The following is a 16,105-nucleotide window of genomic DNA, read 5'->3' as shown; positions in this document are numbered from 1 at the left end:
GCAGAGTCAGGCGGCAGTCAGGTTTCTTGTTGTTTTTCAGGCGCAGGTGTTACACATGAATCCGTTGCAGGCGTTGTTGCACCGGGCACTCGATGAAGCTCGACGCGAGGCAGACGATGCAGAACCAGCAGCGCGAGCACGCCCAGCCCGGCGCATGTCAGCAGCCCCGTGCCCACAGCCTGGGCGAGGGCGGTGCGGGCTATCAGCAGCGCCGCATCGACATTGGCAGACGTGTGCTGCAGCAGAACCTGAGGGTCAGCCAAGCGCGGTAAGGCCGACGCCTGACCTGCTGCGTTCAGCGCACTTTGCAGGTTGGCGACATACAGCAGCTTGACCAGCACGCCCATGGCCGCCGTGCCCAGCAAACCGCCGACCAGTCGCAAGGATTGCGTCAGTGCCGTGGCGATACCGAGAAATTGCCGTTCGGCGAGCGTCTGGGTGAATACGGTCAGGTTGAGCAGAATGAAACCCAGCCCCAGCCCCGCCAGCAGAATGAGCCCCAGCAAGGTGCTGAACCCGGCATGCAGCCCGACCAGTGCCAGGGCAATGCAGGCGACTGACAACGCAGCAAACCCGGCGACCGGCAGCCGGTTGGGGTTGGCCATGCGTGTGACGATCCGGCTGTTGACGATGGCGCCCAGCGTAATGCTCAGCGCCAGCGGGGTAAGCAGTAACCCTGCGTCTTTTGGCGAGTAGCCGTAGCTGCCCTGCAAGAGCAGCGGCAGATAAAAAAGAAGAGTGAACATGATGGCGCCGGCCAGCAGCGACATGATGAACAGCAGGCGGATGCTGCGGTTGGCGAATAGTCCGGCGGGCAGCAAGGCAAAGGCACAGCGGCGCTCCTGGAACCAGAGGCCGGCCATGGCCGCGAGGGTCACGGCGCCACAGGTCAGGCTGACGGACAGAGAACGCTGGCCCAGCCATTCGACGAACAATTGCAGGCTGCCAAGAGTCAGCACGATCAATAAAGCCCCGAGCCAGTCGAGCCGGATCGTACCGGCAGAATGGGGTCGATGCCCTTGCGGGCGATACCACGGCAGAAAGCGCCAGGCAAAAAACAAGGCAACCACGCCCAGGGGCAGGTTCAACCAAAAAACCGAACGCCAGCCAAACTCGCCGGACAGATAACCGCCCAATCCTGGGCCGATGGCATTGACCACGCTGAACATGGCACTCAGCAACACCTGCCAGCGCAGCCGCTGGCGGGTGTCGGGAAACAGCTCGGGCACACAGGCAAAGGCGGTACCGATCAACATGCCGCCGCCCACGCCTTGCAAGGCTCGCCCGATCACCAGCACCAACATGCTGTCTGCCAGTGCGCAGAGCAGCGAGGCCAGCGTAAAGATGACTGTTGCGGCCAGTACGAACGGTTTGCGTCCATAAAAATCGCCCAGCCGGCCAAAGATCGGGATGGTCACGATAGATGCCAGCAGGTAGCCGGTGGCGACCCAGGCGTACAACTCGAAACCGTTGAGCTCGGCGACGATGCTGGGCAGTGCGTTGCCGATGACGGTCTGATCCAGCGCGGAAAGGCCCAGTACCAGTGATATGCCGAGCATGGCCAACAAGGCCTGTTTGAAGGTCAGGGCTGGATGGCTCGGCGTCGTCATGTCGAGGTGCTCAGCGCAATGCAGCGACAGCAGTCGCCATGCGCGCGCAGCCGTCTTCAAGGGTTTCAAGTGCTGTAGCCGTAGACATCCGGAAAAACGGTGCCAGGCCATAGGCGGTGCCTGCGACAACGGCCACGCCCTGACTTTCCAGCAGGTACAGCACCACGTCTGTATCGGCTTCCAGTACCGAACCTGACGGTGTGGTTTTGCCGATCAGTGCCCCGCAATTGACGTAGAGATAGAACGCGCCTTCGGGCTTGATGCAGCTCAGGCCGTCAATGGCGTTGATCAGCTCCAGGCAACGATCACGGCGCTGTTTGTAGACCTTGACGCTGTCGCTGACAAAAGACTGGTCGCCGTTGAAGGCAGCGACTGCGGCGGCCTGGCTCACCGAGCAGGCGTTGCTGGTGGACTGCGATTGCAGGGTCGCCATCGCCTTGATGATATCGTCGGGGCCTGCGGCGTAACCGATGCGCCAGCCGGTCATGGCGTAGGTTTTCGACACGCCGTTGATGATCAGCACGCGTTCGCGCAGCGCCGGCTCGACAGTGAGCAGGTGGCTGAGCGGAGCGTCGTCGTAGCGGATGTGCTCGTAGATGTCATCGGTCATGACCAGCACGTGCGGGTAATCGAGCAGTACGTCGGCCAGCGCGCGCCATTCGGATGCGCTGTAGGTGGCACCGGTCGGGTTGCTCGGCGAGTTGAGCAGCAGCCAGCGGGTGCGCGGCGTGATCGCATTGCGCAGTTGCGTGGCAGTCAGCTTGAACTGATCTTCTTCCGGGCATGCCAAGGTCACTGGACGACCGTCGCAGGCCAGGACCATGTCCGGGTATGACACCCAGTAAGGCGCGGGGATCAGCACCTCATCGTCGACACCCAATGTCGCCGCAAATGCATTGAAGATCGCGGCCTTGGCACCACTGGTGACCACGATCTGACCGGGCGCATAAGCAAGGCGGTTTTCACGCTGCAGCTTGGCGGCGATGGCCTCGCGCAGCGCCGTGGTGCCAGCGTTGAGCGTGTAGCGGGTTTCACCGTTCTCGATGGCGGTACAGGCGGCCTGACGAATATGCGCCGGCGTGTCGAAGTCCGGCTCGCCAACCACCAGGTTGATGATCGATTTGCCTGCGCGCCGCAGTTCATTGGCCCGATCGGCAGCAGCGCTGCTTGGCGACGGTTTGATGCGGAGCACGCGGGCAGCGATGCGAGATGCGGTCACGTTGGCATTCCTCGTTGATGGCCTTGATGAGGAATACGTTACGAGCCAGCGAGGCGCTCGCCATAAGACGAGTTCGTTCTGGGTTGATAGGCAGCGCTTATGACCGCAGATGAACCAGCGTCGCACCAAAAACGGGCGGGCAATGGTTGCAGGGGGATCAGCGCCTGGCAAACGCGATCAGCGGGGACTGACATAGCAATTGCTTATGTCTGGTTTTCTGGAGCTGGCCTGGGTCTTGCTGAAGCCTCCTGATCGCGACTCTGGAGTGCAGCACCTTGAACCTTCGCCGTTTGAAATATTTCGTGAAAATTGTCGACATTGGCAGCCTGACCCAGGCCGCCGATGTGCTGCACATCGCACAACCTGCGCTGAGCCAGCAGTTGGTGACGCTGGAGGCCGAGCTGCAGCAACAATTATTGATCCGCACCAAGCGCGGCGTCACCCCGACCGAGGCGGGCAAGGTGCTGTACGGGCATGCTCAGGTGATCCTGCGCCAGTGCGAGCAGGCGCAGAGTGACGTCAACGCCAGCGGTCTGGCGTTATCGGGGCCGGTGTCGGTAGGGCTGGCACCCGGCACTGCCGCTTCGACGCTGTCGCTGCCGTTGCTCAAACGCGTGCGCGAGCGTCATCCGGGCATTCTGCTGTACCTCAATGAGAACTTTGGCACCACCCTCAGCGAGTTGATCATGAACGGGCGCATGGACATGGCCGTTCTCTATGGCGGGCGAGAGGTGCATGGCCTGAGTTTCGTGCCGTTGATACGCGAGCAACTGTACCTGGTGAGTGCCGAAGAGGCGCTCCAGGGCCGCGAGGAAATTCCGCTCAGCGAGCTGGCCGATATCGACCTGCTGTTGCCGCGCACCTACAACACTGTCCGGCGTCTGGTGGACGAGGCATTTGTGCGTATCGAACGCAGTGCCCGGGTGGTCGCAGAAGTCGAATCTTCGACGACGCTGGCCGCTGCAGTGGCCGATCGATTCGGCTCGACCATTCTTCCCGAGTCTGCTGCACGGGTGCTGGCAGACACGCATGCGGTCAACCTGAGCCGCATTGTCGAACCCGAAATCGAAGCACCTCTCGCGCTGTGCCTTTCCGGGCACTTGCCGCTGTCGGTTCCGGCCCAGGCGGTCAAGGCGATCCTTCTGGAACTGGTCGCAGAGATGCGCGGCAACCGCCGTACGCAATGATCCCGACGTCATAAGGGGCGCTTATCACCCCACAGTCAAACCGTCTTGGCGGTCAAAAACCTGCCTCGTTACATTGCCCTCAGCCACATTTCATTTGCCAGGCAAGGGCTGTTGCATGAAACCGGAACGTATCAAAGCACTTATCGACCTGATGGCCGAATCGGACCTGAGCGAACTGAGTCTGTGTGAAGGCGACGCGCAGCTGCGTTTACTGCGCGAGCCCGCTCAGGTCGCCAATCGCGTCAATCCGGCTGTTTCGACAGCGCAGACGACGCCCGCAGCGCGCCCTGTTTCTCCGACTCAGGCAAGTACGACGGCCGCCGTACAACAGACACAGGCGTGCGCTTCGCTGTACGGGGTGTTGCACCTGACGCCGGCACCCGACCAGCCGCCTTTCGTCGAGATCGGCACGTCCGTCGAGGTGGGGCAGACCCTTGCCGTGGTCGAGGCCATGAAGATGTTTCATCCGGTAAAGGCCGAAGCGGCAGGGGTCGTGACTGCCATTCTGGTTGCCAATGGCGAAGAAGTTCAGGCCGGTCAGGCGCTGTTCAGCATTGCGTGATGGTCTTGAGCTGCCTTGCAGAGCGTCTTGCGGGTTCACCGATCAGGGGTTTTTGATGTTCGATAAAGTGTTGATCGCCAATCGCGGCGAAATCGCCCTGCGCATACAGCGCGCCTGCAAGGGCCTGGGCCTGCGTACGGTCGCGGTGTATTCCGAAGCGGATCGCGATGCCGGTTATGTACAACAGGCAGACGAAGCGCTGTGCATCGGTCCTGCCGCAGCGGGGCAGAGTTATCTGAATCAGGCGGCCGTGCTCTATGCAGCGCAGCTGACCGGTGCTCAGGCGATCCATCCCGGCTATGGGTTTCTGTCTGAAAATGCCGCGTTCGCCGAACGCATCGAGCAGGCTGGCCTGACCTTCATCGGCCCCAGCGCTGCGTGCATTCGGGTGATGGGCGACAAGGTCGCAGCCAAGCGGGCGATGCGCGAGGCTGGCGTGCCGTGCGTACCCGGTCCGGACACCAGCATGCCCGACGATCCGCACAGCATCCTGCAAATCGCTCGCGACATCGGTTACCCGGTCATCGTCAAGGCCGCAGGCGGCGGCGGAGGGCGGGGGATGCGCGTGGTTCAGGAAGAGTCTCAGTTGCTCGATGCCATTGCGCTGACCCGCGAAGAAGCCCGGCACGCCTTCGGCAATCCCGAGTTGTATATCGAGAAGTTTCTGGGTCAGCCGCGCCATGTCGAGATTCAGGTGTTATGCGATGCCTACGGCAATGCCGTCTGGCTCGGCTCGCGGGACTGCTCGATGCAGCGCCGCCACCAGAAGGTCCTTGAGGAGGCGCCTGCACCCGGCATCGACGCAGCATTGATGGCCAGAGTAGGCGAGCGCTGCGCACAGGCCTGCCGCCAGATGGGCTATCAGGGCGTCGGCACGTTCGAATTTCTCTTCGAAAAGGACGAGTTCTATTTCATCGAGATGAACACCCGCCTGCAGGTCGAGCACCCGGTAACGGAAATGACCTCCGGCATCGACATTGTTCAGCAGCAGATCCGCATGGCGATGGGCGAGCGCCTGAGTTTCAGTCAGGCCGACGTACGCGTTTCGGGCCATTCGCTGGAGTGCCGGATCAACGCCGAGGACCCGCGCAGCTTCATGCCGACGCCGGGGTTGGTCACTCGCTGGCAGATCCCCGGTGGTTTCGGTGTGCGGGTCGATTCACATGTCAGCCACGGCTACCGCGTTCCGCCTTATTACGATTCGATGGTGGCCAAGGTCATCACCCATGGCGCCAGTCGCGATGAGGCGTTGGCACGCATGCGTCTGGCACTGAGCGAAATGCACGTCGAGGGCATCTCGACCAACATCGTGCTGCATCGCGACATTCTGCAGGACCCGGTGTTCTGCAGGGGTGGCATGGACATTCATCACCTGGAGCGCTGGTTGCAGACAAGGAGCCAACCATGAGTCTCGTGCAGGCGCCGAATGCGCCAAGAATCACCTTGCTGGGAACCACCGCGTTGCTGTTCGAAGCACCCGGCGAGCTCGACCTGGCACCGCAGCAACGGATATGGGCACTGGCCCGTCTGAGCAGGGACTGGCCGCAGGTACGCGAGGCGGTGCCGGGGATGAACAACCTGATGCTGACCTTCGCAGCGCCACCGCGGGACCTGGCCGGTCTGAAAAACCGTTTGCTGGAGACCTGGGAGCAGTGCCAGCCGCTGCCGTTGCAAGGCCGGATCATTGAATTGCCGGTGGTGTACGGCGGTGATGGCGGCCCGCACATGGCTGATGTCGTCGCCCACACCGGGCTGGATATCGAAACCATTGCCAATCTGCACTGCGAGCCGCTGTACCCGGTGTACGCCTTGGGCAGCCATCCGGGTTATTGCTACCTGGGCGGCATGGACCAGCGCCTGGCGACGCCGCGGCGCAAGGTGCCGGTACTCGATATCGGTGCCGGGTCGGTCTCCATCGGTGGCGTTCAGACAGGTATTTCCGCCTCGGCCGGCCCCAGTGGCTGGAACACCATAGGACGCACGGAGATGGTGTTTTTTGATGCGGGTCAGCACCCTCCGGCGCTGTTGCAACCCGGCGATCAACTGCGCTTGCGTATCGAGAGGATCATCCGATGATCGAAGTTATCAGCGCTACGGCACTGGCGACCGTTCAGGATCTTGGGCGACACGGCAGCCTGGGTTACGGCGTCGGCACCTCTGGCGCGATGGACACGCTGTCACTGCGGATCGGCAACCTGCTGCTGGGCAACGATGAAGACGCGGCGGGCATTGAAATTCCGCTGTTCCCGTTCGAAGTTCGCTTTGTCGATGACTGCACCTTTGCGATCACCGGGGCCGCCTGCGCTGCGTCGCTTGATGGGCACCGGCTGCCGGGTAATTGGGTCGCTCAGGCGCGCAAGAATCAGGTGTTGCGGCTCAATTACCCGACGATGGGCAGCCGCGTGTATCTGTGCCTGGCCGGTGGCGTCGATGTGCCGTTGGTACTGGGCTCGCGCAGCACGCAATTGCGTGGGGCTTTTGGAGGCTGGCAGGGCCGTGCGTTGCAGCAGGGCGATGTGATTCCTGCGGGCGCTGCCAATGAGCCGCGCGCCAGTGATTTCGGGGTGCAATCGTCCGTGGCGGCCTTACCGTTGATGCTCGACGGGTTGCCCGCCATCCGCGTGCTGCCGGCTGCCGAATTCGACTGTTTCAGCGCCGAGGCGCAAGCAACGTTTTTTGCCGGTGAGTGGAAAATCACCACGCAGAGCAACCGTTACGGCTACCGCATGGAGGGCACACCCTTGCTTGCGCGCGAGGCGCTGGAAATCCGCTCTCATGGCATCGTGCCCGGTGTGATTCAGGTGCCCCACGGCGGACAGCCGATCGTGCAGATGCGTGATGCCCAGCCCAGTGGCGGTTATCCCAAATTTGCCACGGTCATTGAAGCCGACCTGTGGCGCCTTGGGCAGGCGCCGATCGGCAGCAAGGTGCGTTTTGTGCAGTGCAGTTACGACGAGGCGGTCGAGGCGCTGGACACCAATCACGCTTTCATCGAAGACACCCGGCGCATGCTCGCGCTGCGCAGCCTGCAAGGACATCGCGGATGAACATCAAAGAGATTCGCCAGCTGGCAGCATGGATTCGGGACGCCGGGCTTACTGTACTGGAACTGAAACGCCCGGGTTTCGAGCTGTTGATCCGCCGTGGCGAGCCTGTGCAGGCCTGTGCTGCGCCTTCTGCGCCACAGGTTGCCGCTGAACAGCCTGCGCTGACTGCGCATGTGGTGAGTGCCGATAACCCCGGCATATTTGTCTCGAGTCATCCCGATGAACGCGACAGCTACGTGAAACCCGGCGATGCAGTGGCTGTGGGGCAGTTGCTGGGGCTGTTGCGTATCGGCCTGTTGTATCTGCCGGTGCGCAGTCATCAGGCAGGGCGCGTACTGCGCTTCCTGGCCGCCGAAAACGAGCGCGTCGGTTATGGCCAGCCGCTGATTGAACTGGAGGAACATGATCATGCGCATTGATCTGAATGCTGATCTGGGCGAGGGCTTCGGGCCCTGGACCATGGGCGAGGACGAGGCGTTGATGTCATTGATCTCCTCGGCCAACGTGGCGTGCGGCTTTCATGCCGGCGATCCGCTGATCATGGACAGCACGGTGCGCCGCGCCAAGGCGCTGGGCATCGATCTCGGTGCGCATGTCGGCTTTCCGGATCTGCAGGGGTTCGGCCGCCGCAGGATGAACATCGAACTCAAGGAGTTGTGCGCCATCGTGGTGTATCAACTCGGCGCTCTGGCGGGCCTTGCGGCCGCTGCCGGCTACCGCGTCACGCACATGAGTTTTCACGGTGCGCTGGGCAATATGGCCGCGGCCGATGCCGAACTGGCCGGGCCTCTGGTAAGGGCCGTCGCAGCGTTTGACCCGCAATTGATCATCAGCTCATCCAGCAGCGCGGCCATCGAGAGCGCCGCCGAGGCGTGCAACCTGAGGGTGGCGACGACCTTTCTGGCTGACCGCGCCTATGACGAAAATTGTCTGCTGGTGCCGCGTGGCATTGCCGGTGCGGTGGTCAAGGACCCGGAACAGGTCCGAGCCAGGGTTGCGCAGCTGCTGCAGGACGGCACGGTAACGACCCTGAGCGGCAAGCGTGTGGCGGTCAACGCCCAGTCGATTCTGTTGCATGGCGACACGCCGGGGGCGGTGGAGCTGGCGCGCAGCATTCGCCGGAGCATCGAAGAGCAGGGCGGTGTCATCACCCCTGTTTCACAGTTGCTCGGGTCATAAGCGCAGCTTATCGCCACACAACCATTGTGTCTTGGTCGCTGCCCGTGACGCTCGTTAAAGTCCAGTACAAGGCGATCAGCATTAACAGTAAGCGGCTGATCGACGCTTATTCAAGGAAACCCTGACATGCCTTTTTCCGATTACAAAACCGCGCTGGTCACCGGCGCTTCTTCCGGCATTGGCGAGGCCGTCGTCGAGCGGCTGTGTGCCGAAGGTCTGCAGGTCCATGCGCTGGCGCGCAGTGCCGACAAGCTGGCGGCATTGGCGCAGCGCACCGGTTGTATCGCGCACGCTATCGACGTGACGGATCTGGCTGGCCTGACGGCCCTGTTTCAGGCCCATCATTTCGATGTCGTGGTCAATAATGCCGGCGTCGACCGGCCGGGCTCGCTGCTCAAAGCGGATGCCGAAGGGATCGATCTGCTGGTCGATGTGAACCTGCGCGCGGTATTGCAGATCGCCAGGCTCTCGTTGCCAGGGATGGTCGAGCGTGATTGCGGGCACATCATCAACATCAGCTCGATCGCTGCCGCGTACAACTTCGGTGGCAACTCGACGTACCACGCGACCAAGGCGGCGGTGAGCATGCTGTCCCGGCAGTTGCGCATCGATGCCTTCGGCAAGCGCGTGCGGGTTACCGAAATCTGTCCGGGGCGCGTGGCGACGGATATCTTCGCCCATGTGCATGGCGACTCCGAGGAAGTGCGCAAGCGTTTCATCGAGGGCTATGAGCTGCCGGTGGCCAAGGACATTGCCGATGCGATCGCCTATGTGATTGCCGCGCCCATCGCAGTCAACATCGGCCACATGGAGATCACCCCGACGCTGCAGGTCCCCGGCGGGCTGTCGACGGCGCGCCCGCAGGACTACGAAGGCTGAGGCTGCGTCTTCGAGGGCTGTACCCATCACGAGAGCGGCACCAGCCGCCATGCCATACCCGCGCCAGACTCACTGGCGCCTTGCTTCTGCCCTGGCTGAATGTCTATGGGAACAACCATGACGAGTAAATTCGATCTTTCAGCGATCCTGCAGGGCGAGTACGCCGAGCTGATCGTCAAGGGCATAGAAACGACCCTGCAACTGGCCTTGGTTGCCTGGTGCCTGGCCATGGCGATTGCCCTGCTGCTGGTGTCGATTCGCCTGACCGGCAACAAGTACGCCGAGCGCCTGGTGGCGGGCTATGTGTCCTACCACCGCAATGTCCCGACGCTGGTGCAGCTGATGCTCTGGTATTTCGGTATTCCGACGCTGCTGTCCGAAAGCACGCAGATCTGGCTGGCCAACTACAGCACCGAATATCTGTTCTCGGTCATCGCCCTGGGGCTTTGCCAGGCGGCGTACTTCAGTGAAGACATCCGCAGCGGGTTGCGCGCGATTCCGGCCGGGCAAGTCGAGGCGTCGCGTGCCCTGGGCCTGGGCTATGTGCGTTCGATGCGCTACGTCATCCTGCCGCAAGGGGTTCGCAACTGTTTGCCGTCGTTGATCAATCACACGGTCCTGCTGTTCAAGAACACCAGTCTGGTCATGGCCATCGGCGTGGTGGAGCTGACTTATGCCACCCGCGAAGTCGAGAACTATACCTTCCGCACCTTCGAAGCGTATCTGGTGGCAACCGTGGTCTACCTGGCCATTTCACTGATGCTGATGGGCCTGGGCGCGTTGCTGGCCCGGCAGTTCAGCAAAGCCATGGCGAGGTAGGCGGCGATGTTCGATGTCTTCACGATTGTTCGCGATAACTGGACCTTGCTGCTGGTCGGTCAATACCCCCATGGCCCGATGGGCGGCCTGATCTCGACGCTGATGCTGGCGGCGCTGGCACTCTTGCTGGCCTTTCCCCTGGGGCTGCTGTTGTCGCTGGCGCGGGTCTCACCGTGGCGCTGGTTGCGCTACCCGGCGACGGTCTGGGTCTATGTGATGCGCGGAATTCCGCTGCTGATGGTGATTTTCTGGACCTACTTTCTGGTTCCGTTGCTGATCGGCCATAACATCACCGGCTTCACCACCATGCTCTGCACGCTGGTGGTCTATCAGAGCGCCTATCTGTGCGAAATCATCCGCGGCGCTATTCAGGCGCTGCCGACTGGTCAGTACGAAGCCTCCCGCGCACTGGGCATGGGCTACCTGCGGACCACGATCTGGGTGATCCTGCCGCAGGCGCTATACAACGCCTTGCCGAGCCTGATCAGCCAGTTCATTTCGATCATCAAGGAAACGTCGCTGGGCTACGTGATCAACGTCCAGGAAGTGACCTTTGCTGCCAATCAGATCAATAACCAGCTGCTGACCAAGCCGTTTCAGGTGTTCTTCATCCTGGCGATCACTTACTACGTGCTGTGCTACGGCCTGACCCGTCTCGCCGCCGTGGTGGAGCAGCGTATTGCCCGCAAACGCGAAGGCGATGTATCGCCTGTGCCCGTTCCCCGGCCTTTGACTACCGATAACTGAGGGTTGCCCAATGCATCCGATGATCATGTTTTCCAGGATCAACAAATGGTATGGCGAGTACCAGGCCCTGACCGATATCACCGCCGAAGTGCAGCGCGGCGAAGTGGTGGTGCTGTGCGGGCCTTCAGGCTCGGGCAAGTCGACGCTGATCCGCACCGTCAATCGTCTTGAGGACGTGCAGCAAGGCCAGATCCTGTTTGATGGCCGTGACGTGAACGGCACCGACGCCAACGTCAATCGGCTGCGCAGCCGCGTGGGTTTCGTGTTCCAGAGTTTCAATCTGTTTCCGCATCTGTCGGTGCTCGACAACATCATCCTGACCCCGACCAAGGTCCGCGGCCTGAAGAGCAGCGAAGCGCGCGCCCGCGCCATGGAGTTGCTGGATCGGGTAGGGCTGGCACACAAGGCCGGTGCCTACCCGGCGCAGTTGTCCGGTGGCCAGCAGCAGCGTGTAGCGATTGCCCGTGCGCTGGCCATGGAGCCGCCCGTCATGCTGTTTGACGAGCCCACCAGCGCACTCGACCCGGAAATGGTCGGCGAGGTGCTCGGCGTCATGAAAGGCCTGGCCAAAGAGGGCATGACCATGATGTGCGTCACCCACGAGATGAATTTTGCCCGGGAAGTGGCCGACACCATCTGGTTCATGGATGCGGGGCAGATCCTCGAAAAGTCCAGCCCTGAGGTGTTCTTTCAGCAACCGGGCCATCCGCGTGCCCAGCGCTTCATTGCCGACCTGCGCAGCCACTGAGCGCAGGCACTGATTTCAGCGAATTACTCAATTCATTTCCAGGAGTCTCACCATGCGTATCAAGTCTGTACTGGCTGCACTGGCGTTGTCGCCGTTGGCTGTTTCAGCGGTCCATGCCGATCAGCTCAGCGATGTGATGAGCAAGAAAAGCCTGAGCTGTGGCGTGTACGCCGACGTTCCGCCGTTCTCGGCACCGGACCCTCAAACCCGCGAACTGGTGGGCATGGACGTCGATCTTTGCGAAGCCCTGGCCAAACACATGGGTGTGGAGCTGGAACTCAAGCCGCTGTCGGTCGAAGCACGGATCCCGGAAGTCAAAATGGGCCGCGTGGACGTGATTTTCGCCAACCTGGCTTACACCAAGAGCCGTGCCGAGCAGATCCAGTTCAGCGACCCTTACTACATCGCCAAGGAAACACTGGTAGTTCGTGCGGCGAATGCCGATCAACCGAAATCGTTCTTCAAGGGCAAACGCATCAGTTCGACCAAAGGCTCTACGTCCGAGCAGTCGATCCGTCTGGCTGACGCAACGCCAGTGACCTTCCAGGACACCGGCTCTGCCTACATGGCGCTGCAACAGAACAAGGTGGTGGGCCTGGTGACCAACACCATGACTGCGATCAAGCTGGTCGGGCAGGCCAAGGCTGGCGGCGTGGAATTGGCAATCGCCAAGGAACCGATGGCGCTTGAGCCCATTGGTGCCGGCATGCGCCAGGGCGAACCGGCTTTTCTGGCGAAGGTCAACGAATCGCTGCGCGAAATGGAAGCCGCAGGCGAGATTGATGCAATCTGGGCGCACTGGATCGGCCCGAACACCGAATACAAGATGGTTCGCGAAGACAAGGTGCAAAGCCTCAGCGAATTGAAGTTCGACCCGTTGCCTTGATCAACGGCATGAAGCCGACCAAAAGTATGCGTCCGGCCAAGTCATCTACCCAGCCCCGCGAGGCCAGGACATGGTGTGCACTTAAATTTAGGTGAACACCAGTTCTAGCCTTTTAAGCGGGTATTTCATGCAGCCACAACGCCGTTCCTACTCCAAGTCCTTCAAGGCCCAAGTCATTCAAGAGTGTGCCCAGCCCGGCGCTTCTATTGCCAGCATCGCGCTCAGCCATAGCCTCAACGCAAACCTCTTCCATAAATGGATTCGGGTACAAGCGCAGAAAAACACGGCGCCGCAACCTGCGTTTAACGGCGCCGAATACGGCAAGAAAAAGCCGTACCGGTGATGGACATGGTGCATGCTTGGATGATCGCCCAGCGCGATCTTGTGCTCGAAGGTTCGGCCATCAGTAGAGCACTCGATTACAGCCTGAAACGCTGGGCAGCGCTGTCGCGCTACCTCGACGACGGAGCCGTACCCATTGACAACAATTGGGCCGAGAATCAAATCCGTCTATGGGCTCTTGGACGTAAGAACTGGCTCTTTGCATGGTCGCTACGCAGCGGAAAAAGGGCGGGGGCGATCATGAGTTTGATCCAATCTGCGCGGCTCAAACCACGTAACCCCTGATGATTTGGGACTTGCAAGGATGGCGCAATTAACGGAGTAGTCATAACGATGATTTTGGTTGTTGAAGGAATCAGCGCCAGCGGGAAAACGACTTGGTGCGCTAAGCATGGAGGGCAACATGTCATTCCTGAAAACGGCCGTTTTGAAAACGAACCGGATCGGATAAAAGATCCAGTCGGAGCAGCAACTTTTTGGGCAGAGCGGAACGTGGATCGCTGGCAAAAAGCGTTGGCCATCGAAGACATTTCTTCGTGGGCTTTGTGTGACAGTGACCCTCTCAAGCTCCACTACATCTGGAGCCTTTGGCAGATCGGCGAGACGAGCGAACACAACTGGCGAATAGAGTTGGACGCCACAAGAGAAACAATCGCACAAGGACGTATTGGCTTTGCTGACTGTTACATTATTGGCCGCATAGATCCTCAGCTTGCGCGAGAGCGAGCCAAAGCAGACACCACCCGCCGACGGAGTAGATTCGAGCTACACGTGCGTCTCCAACAAGCTCTGCTGACCTGGTACTCAGCTTTGGATGAAGTGCTTCCCGGCAGAGTGCGATTCGGGTTTCCTTCAGAAATGCCAACTTTGAAAAGCCTTGATGGAAGATATGCGGTGGTGGCCTTTGATCAAATGATCGCATCGCTCCCACTACCCACTCACACCTCTTAGCCAGACGGAGTTTATATAGCAGTTGGAAGCAGATCGATGTGAGGACGAAGTAAAGATGTGTTCGCCATCCGCTTACGATCAAAAGGTCGGCTTCATGCAAGACCACACGATGGATTCCCGCCGCAACGGCACCATCGCGCCTTGATCAGATCTTGATATTTCCTTGATGGTTTATTGAAAGCCGAGGTTCAGAGTTCGACCGACAGTATCAATCGTCGGCATGACCCCGTGTGGGCGTCTCAGAGGACAAAATGTCTGATCGCTCAGGTTCGGTTTCTGCCTCGGCAGTCGGCGCTTCACTCTCCCGAAACAGACGTTTCGCCGTATCCCCGGTTTGGCTGGTTCCGCTGTTTGCTGCCTTGATAGGCCTTTCGCTGCTGATCGGCAGCACACTGTCCAAAGGCCCGAGAATCTTCGTCACCTTCCAGAGAGCCGAGGGGCTTGAAGCTCAAAAGACGAAGGTCAAGGTCAGGAATGTCGTGATTGGCAAGGTATCGGCCGTGGTCTTGAACAACGACCGTACAGGCGTGGTGGCGACGGTGGACCTCGATGCCAGCGCCCGTGCGTTCACTGCCGAGGATTCCCTGTTCTGGGTGGTGCGCCCGCGCATAGGCGCCACCGGTGTGTCGGGCGTGGATACCTTGCTTTCCGGGCCATTTATCGCGACGGACAGTGGCACGTCCGGGCGTACGAAAAGACACTTTGTCGGTCAGGAAACTGCGCCACCCATTACCTACGGTACAAAAGGCACACGTTTTACCCTGCACGCCGGGGACATGGGCTCACTGGAGGTGGGGTCTCCTGTGTACTACCGACGCATTCAAGTCGGACAGATAGCGGCCTTTCATTTATCCGATGACGGCAAGGGCGTGGATGCGGAAGTTTTCATCAATGCGCCCAACGACAGGTTTGTGACTACTGATACACGCTTCTGGAATGCCAGCGGCATCGGCATGACGGTGGACGCCGATGGTCTGAAAATAAAGACTGAATCAGTTTCGACGATACTGGCGGGAGGGGTGGCCTTCGTCGAGCCGGATTACAGCACGAAGGCACCCAGGGCTGCAGAGCATGCACGCTTTACGCTGTTCGACGATCAGCAGAAGGCGCTGTCGCCGCCCGACGGCGAACCGGGTTACATCCGCATGATATTCAGTCAGTCGCTGCGGGGGCTTGAGGTCAATTCACCGGTCGAGTTCATGGGGATAACACTGGGGCGAGTCGTCTCTGTAGACCTGGATTACGACGCGGCCAGCCAGTCGTTCACCAGTATCGTCGGGGCGGTGATTTACCCGGATCGCCTGGGGATGGCCAATGAAAAAATCGTAAAGACATTGGGTGTTACCGACGATGCACGTACGGCGCAGTTGATAGCCGACTTCGTCAAGCGGGGCCTGCGTGCACAGCCTCGCAGCGAGAGTCTGTTGACCGGACAACTGTATATTTCCTTGGGTTTTATCGCCAACGCTACGCCGGTACCGTTCGATGTCAGTGCGCAGCCGCTGATAATTCCGACCGTGCCGGGGGAGCTTGAAAAGATGCAGGAGCAGGTACAGCAGATCATCGACAAGGTCGGCAAAGTGCCGGTGCAGGAGATCGCCGGCAACCTGAATGGCAGCCTTGGCGAGGCGCAGAAGACTTTCAGGCTTTTCAACGCGCAGGTGATCCCTGAACTGCACGGTGTTCTGGAGCAATCCCGAAGCACAATGGACATTGCCGGTGCAGCGCTTGCCGAGGACTCGCCTGTGCGTCAACAGATCGACCGGACAATGGATGAGGTTCAGCGCATGGCCCGTTCGGTACGGGTCCTGACAGATTACCTGAGCCGCAACCCCGAAGCCTTGATCCGTGGCCGCACCCGGCAGGATCCACCGGGCCTCTACCAGAGGCCCGCGCCTGTTCAGCAGACCGATTAAGCCGAGCCGGGCG

17 protein-coding genes and 1 pseudogene are annotated in these 16,105 nt (G+C 60.6%); 16 read left to right on the top strand and 2 right to left on the bottom strand.

Translation table 11 applies throughout. From position 1 onward, the window contains the following. Positions 1-17 precede the first annotated feature (17 nt). Together JOE39_RS07435 and JOE39_RS07430 are read right to left on the bottom strand one after the other, a co-directional pair. Positions 18-1,610, bottom strand: coding sequence for an MFS transporter (locus tag JOE39_RS07435; RefSeq protein WP_210078651.1), 1,593 nt, complete (start codon positions 1,608-1,610; stop codon positions 18-20). A 10-nt stretch (positions 1,611-1,620) separates the two neighbouring features. Then, positions 1,621-2,829 (bottom strand): aspartate transaminase, encoded by a 1,209-nt coding sequence (locus JOE39_RS07430; protein WP_024665396.1) that lies wholly within the window; start codon positions 2,827-2,829, stop codon positions 1,621-1,623. 275 nt (positions 2,830-3,104) lie between these two features. On the opposite strand from JOE39_RS07430, the gene nac reads away from it, so the two are divergent. From nac to JOE39_RS07350, 16 genes and pseudogenes are all read left to right on the top strand, one after another. Then, a complete protein-coding gene (nac, locus tag JOE39_RS07425) occupies positions 3,105-4,016 on the top strand; it encodes a nitrogen assimilation transcriptional regulator NAC (RefSeq protein ID WP_003394172.1) in 912 nt (303 codons plus the stop codon). A 115-nt stretch (positions 4,017-4,131) separates the two neighbouring features. Beyond that, the gene (locus JOE39_RS07420) at positions 4,132-4,578 is read left to right on the top strand and encodes an acetyl-CoA carboxylase biotin carboxyl carrier protein subunit (RefSeq protein ID WP_024665397.1); all 447 of its coding nucleotides are present in this window, start codon (positions 4,132-4,134) and stop codon (positions 4,576-4,578) included. Between the two features lie 55 nt (positions 4,579-4,633). Then, a complete protein-coding gene (gene accC, locus JOE39_RS07415; RefSeq protein WP_032661878.1) occupies positions 4,634-5,986 on the top strand; it encodes an acetyl-CoA carboxylase biotin carboxylase subunit in 1,353 nt (450 codons plus the stop codon). Next, entirely contained in the window at positions 5,983-6,654 is a 672-nt protein-coding gene (gene pxpB / locus JOE39_RS07410; RefSeq protein WP_032661875.1) for a 5-oxoprolinase subunit PxpB, read from the top strand. The genes accC and pxpB overlap by 4 nt, the downstream gene beginning before the upstream one ends. Further along, entirely contained in the window at positions 6,651-7,625 is a 975-nt protein-coding gene (locus JOE39_RS07405) for a biotin-dependent carboxyltransferase family protein (RefSeq protein WP_210077608.1), read from the top strand. The genes pxpB and JOE39_RS07405 overlap by 4 nt, the downstream gene beginning before the upstream one ends. Then, positions 7,622-8,044 (top strand): hypothetical protein, encoded by a 423-nt coding sequence (locus JOE39_RS07400; protein ID WP_210077611.1) that lies wholly within the window; start codon positions 7,622-7,624, stop codon positions 8,042-8,044. Before JOE39_RS07405 ends, JOE39_RS07400 begins: the two co-directional genes overlap by 4 nt. Continuing rightward, positions 8,034-8,804: a 5-oxoprolinase subunit PxpA gene (locus JOE39_RS07395; RefSeq protein ID WP_024960955.1), complete on the top strand. Its 771-nt coding sequence runs from the start codon at positions 8,034-8,036 to the stop codon at positions 8,802-8,804. Before JOE39_RS07400 ends, JOE39_RS07395 begins: the two co-directional genes overlap by 11 nt. A gap of 126 nt (positions 8,805-8,930) precedes the next feature. Then, on the top strand, positions 8,931-9,683 hold the full coding sequence (locus JOE39_RS07390) for an SDR family oxidoreductase (protein WP_003370854.1): 753 nt from the start codon (positions 8,931-8,933) through the stop codon (positions 9,681-9,683). Positions 9,684-9,800: 117 nt separating this feature from the next. Beyond that, positions 9,801-10,502 carry an amino acid ABC transporter permease gene (locus JOE39_RS07385; protein WP_003401075.1) on the top strand — a complete coding sequence of 234 codons (702 nt, stop codon included), beginning with the start codon at positions 9,801-9,803 and terminating at the stop codon, positions 10,500-10,502. A gap of 6 nt (positions 10,503-10,508) precedes the next feature. Continuing rightward, positions 10,509-11,249 (top strand): amino acid ABC transporter permease, encoded by a 741-nt coding sequence (locus JOE39_RS07380; RefSeq protein WP_003394185.1) that lies wholly within the window; start codon positions 10,509-10,511, stop codon positions 11,247-11,249. Between the two features lie 19 nt (positions 11,250-11,268). Then, positions 11,269-11,997, top strand: coding sequence for an amino acid ABC transporter ATP-binding protein (locus tag JOE39_RS07375; protein ID WP_180274091.1), 729 nt, complete (start codon positions 11,269-11,271; stop codon positions 11,995-11,997). 52 nt (positions 11,998-12,049) lie between these two features. Further along, on the top strand, positions 12,050-12,883 hold the full coding sequence (locus tag JOE39_RS07370; protein WP_210077614.1) for an ABC transporter substrate-binding protein: 834 nt from the start codon (positions 12,050-12,052) through the stop codon (positions 12,881-12,883). A 127-nt stretch (positions 12,884-13,010) separates the two neighbouring features. After that, entirely contained in the window at positions 13,011-13,226 is a 216-nt protein-coding gene (locus JOE39_RS07365; RefSeq protein WP_024683471.1) for a transposase, read from the top strand. Next, positions 13,190-13,492, top strand: a pseudogene (locus JOE39_RS07360) (transposase); the annotation flags it as partial. The gene JOE39_RS07365 and the pseudogene JOE39_RS07360, both read left to right, overlap by 37 nt. A 66-nt stretch (positions 13,493-13,558) precedes the next feature. Continuing rightward, a complete protein-coding gene (locus JOE39_RS07355; protein ID WP_198710838.1) occupies positions 13,559-14,176 on the top strand; it encodes a hypothetical protein in 618 nt (205 codons plus the stop codon). A gap of 251 nt (positions 14,177-14,427) precedes the next feature. Then, the gene (locus tag JOE39_RS07350) at positions 14,428-16,092 is read left to right on the top strand and encodes an MlaD family protein (protein ID WP_032661865.1); all 1,665 of its coding nucleotides are present in this window, start codon (positions 14,428-14,430) and stop codon (positions 16,090-16,092) included. Positions 16,093-16,105 lie beyond the last annotated feature (13 nt).

It is taken from the genome of Pseudomonas sp. PvP100, from assembly GCF_017833055.1.
Taxonomy (GTDB): domain Bacteria; phylum Pseudomonadota; class Gammaproteobacteria; order Pseudomonadales; family Pseudomonadaceae; genus Aquipseudomonas; species Aquipseudomonas syringae.
The sequence above is the reverse complement of the archived record's forward strand: the minus strand, read 5'-3'. Positions and strand labels throughout refer to the sequence as shown.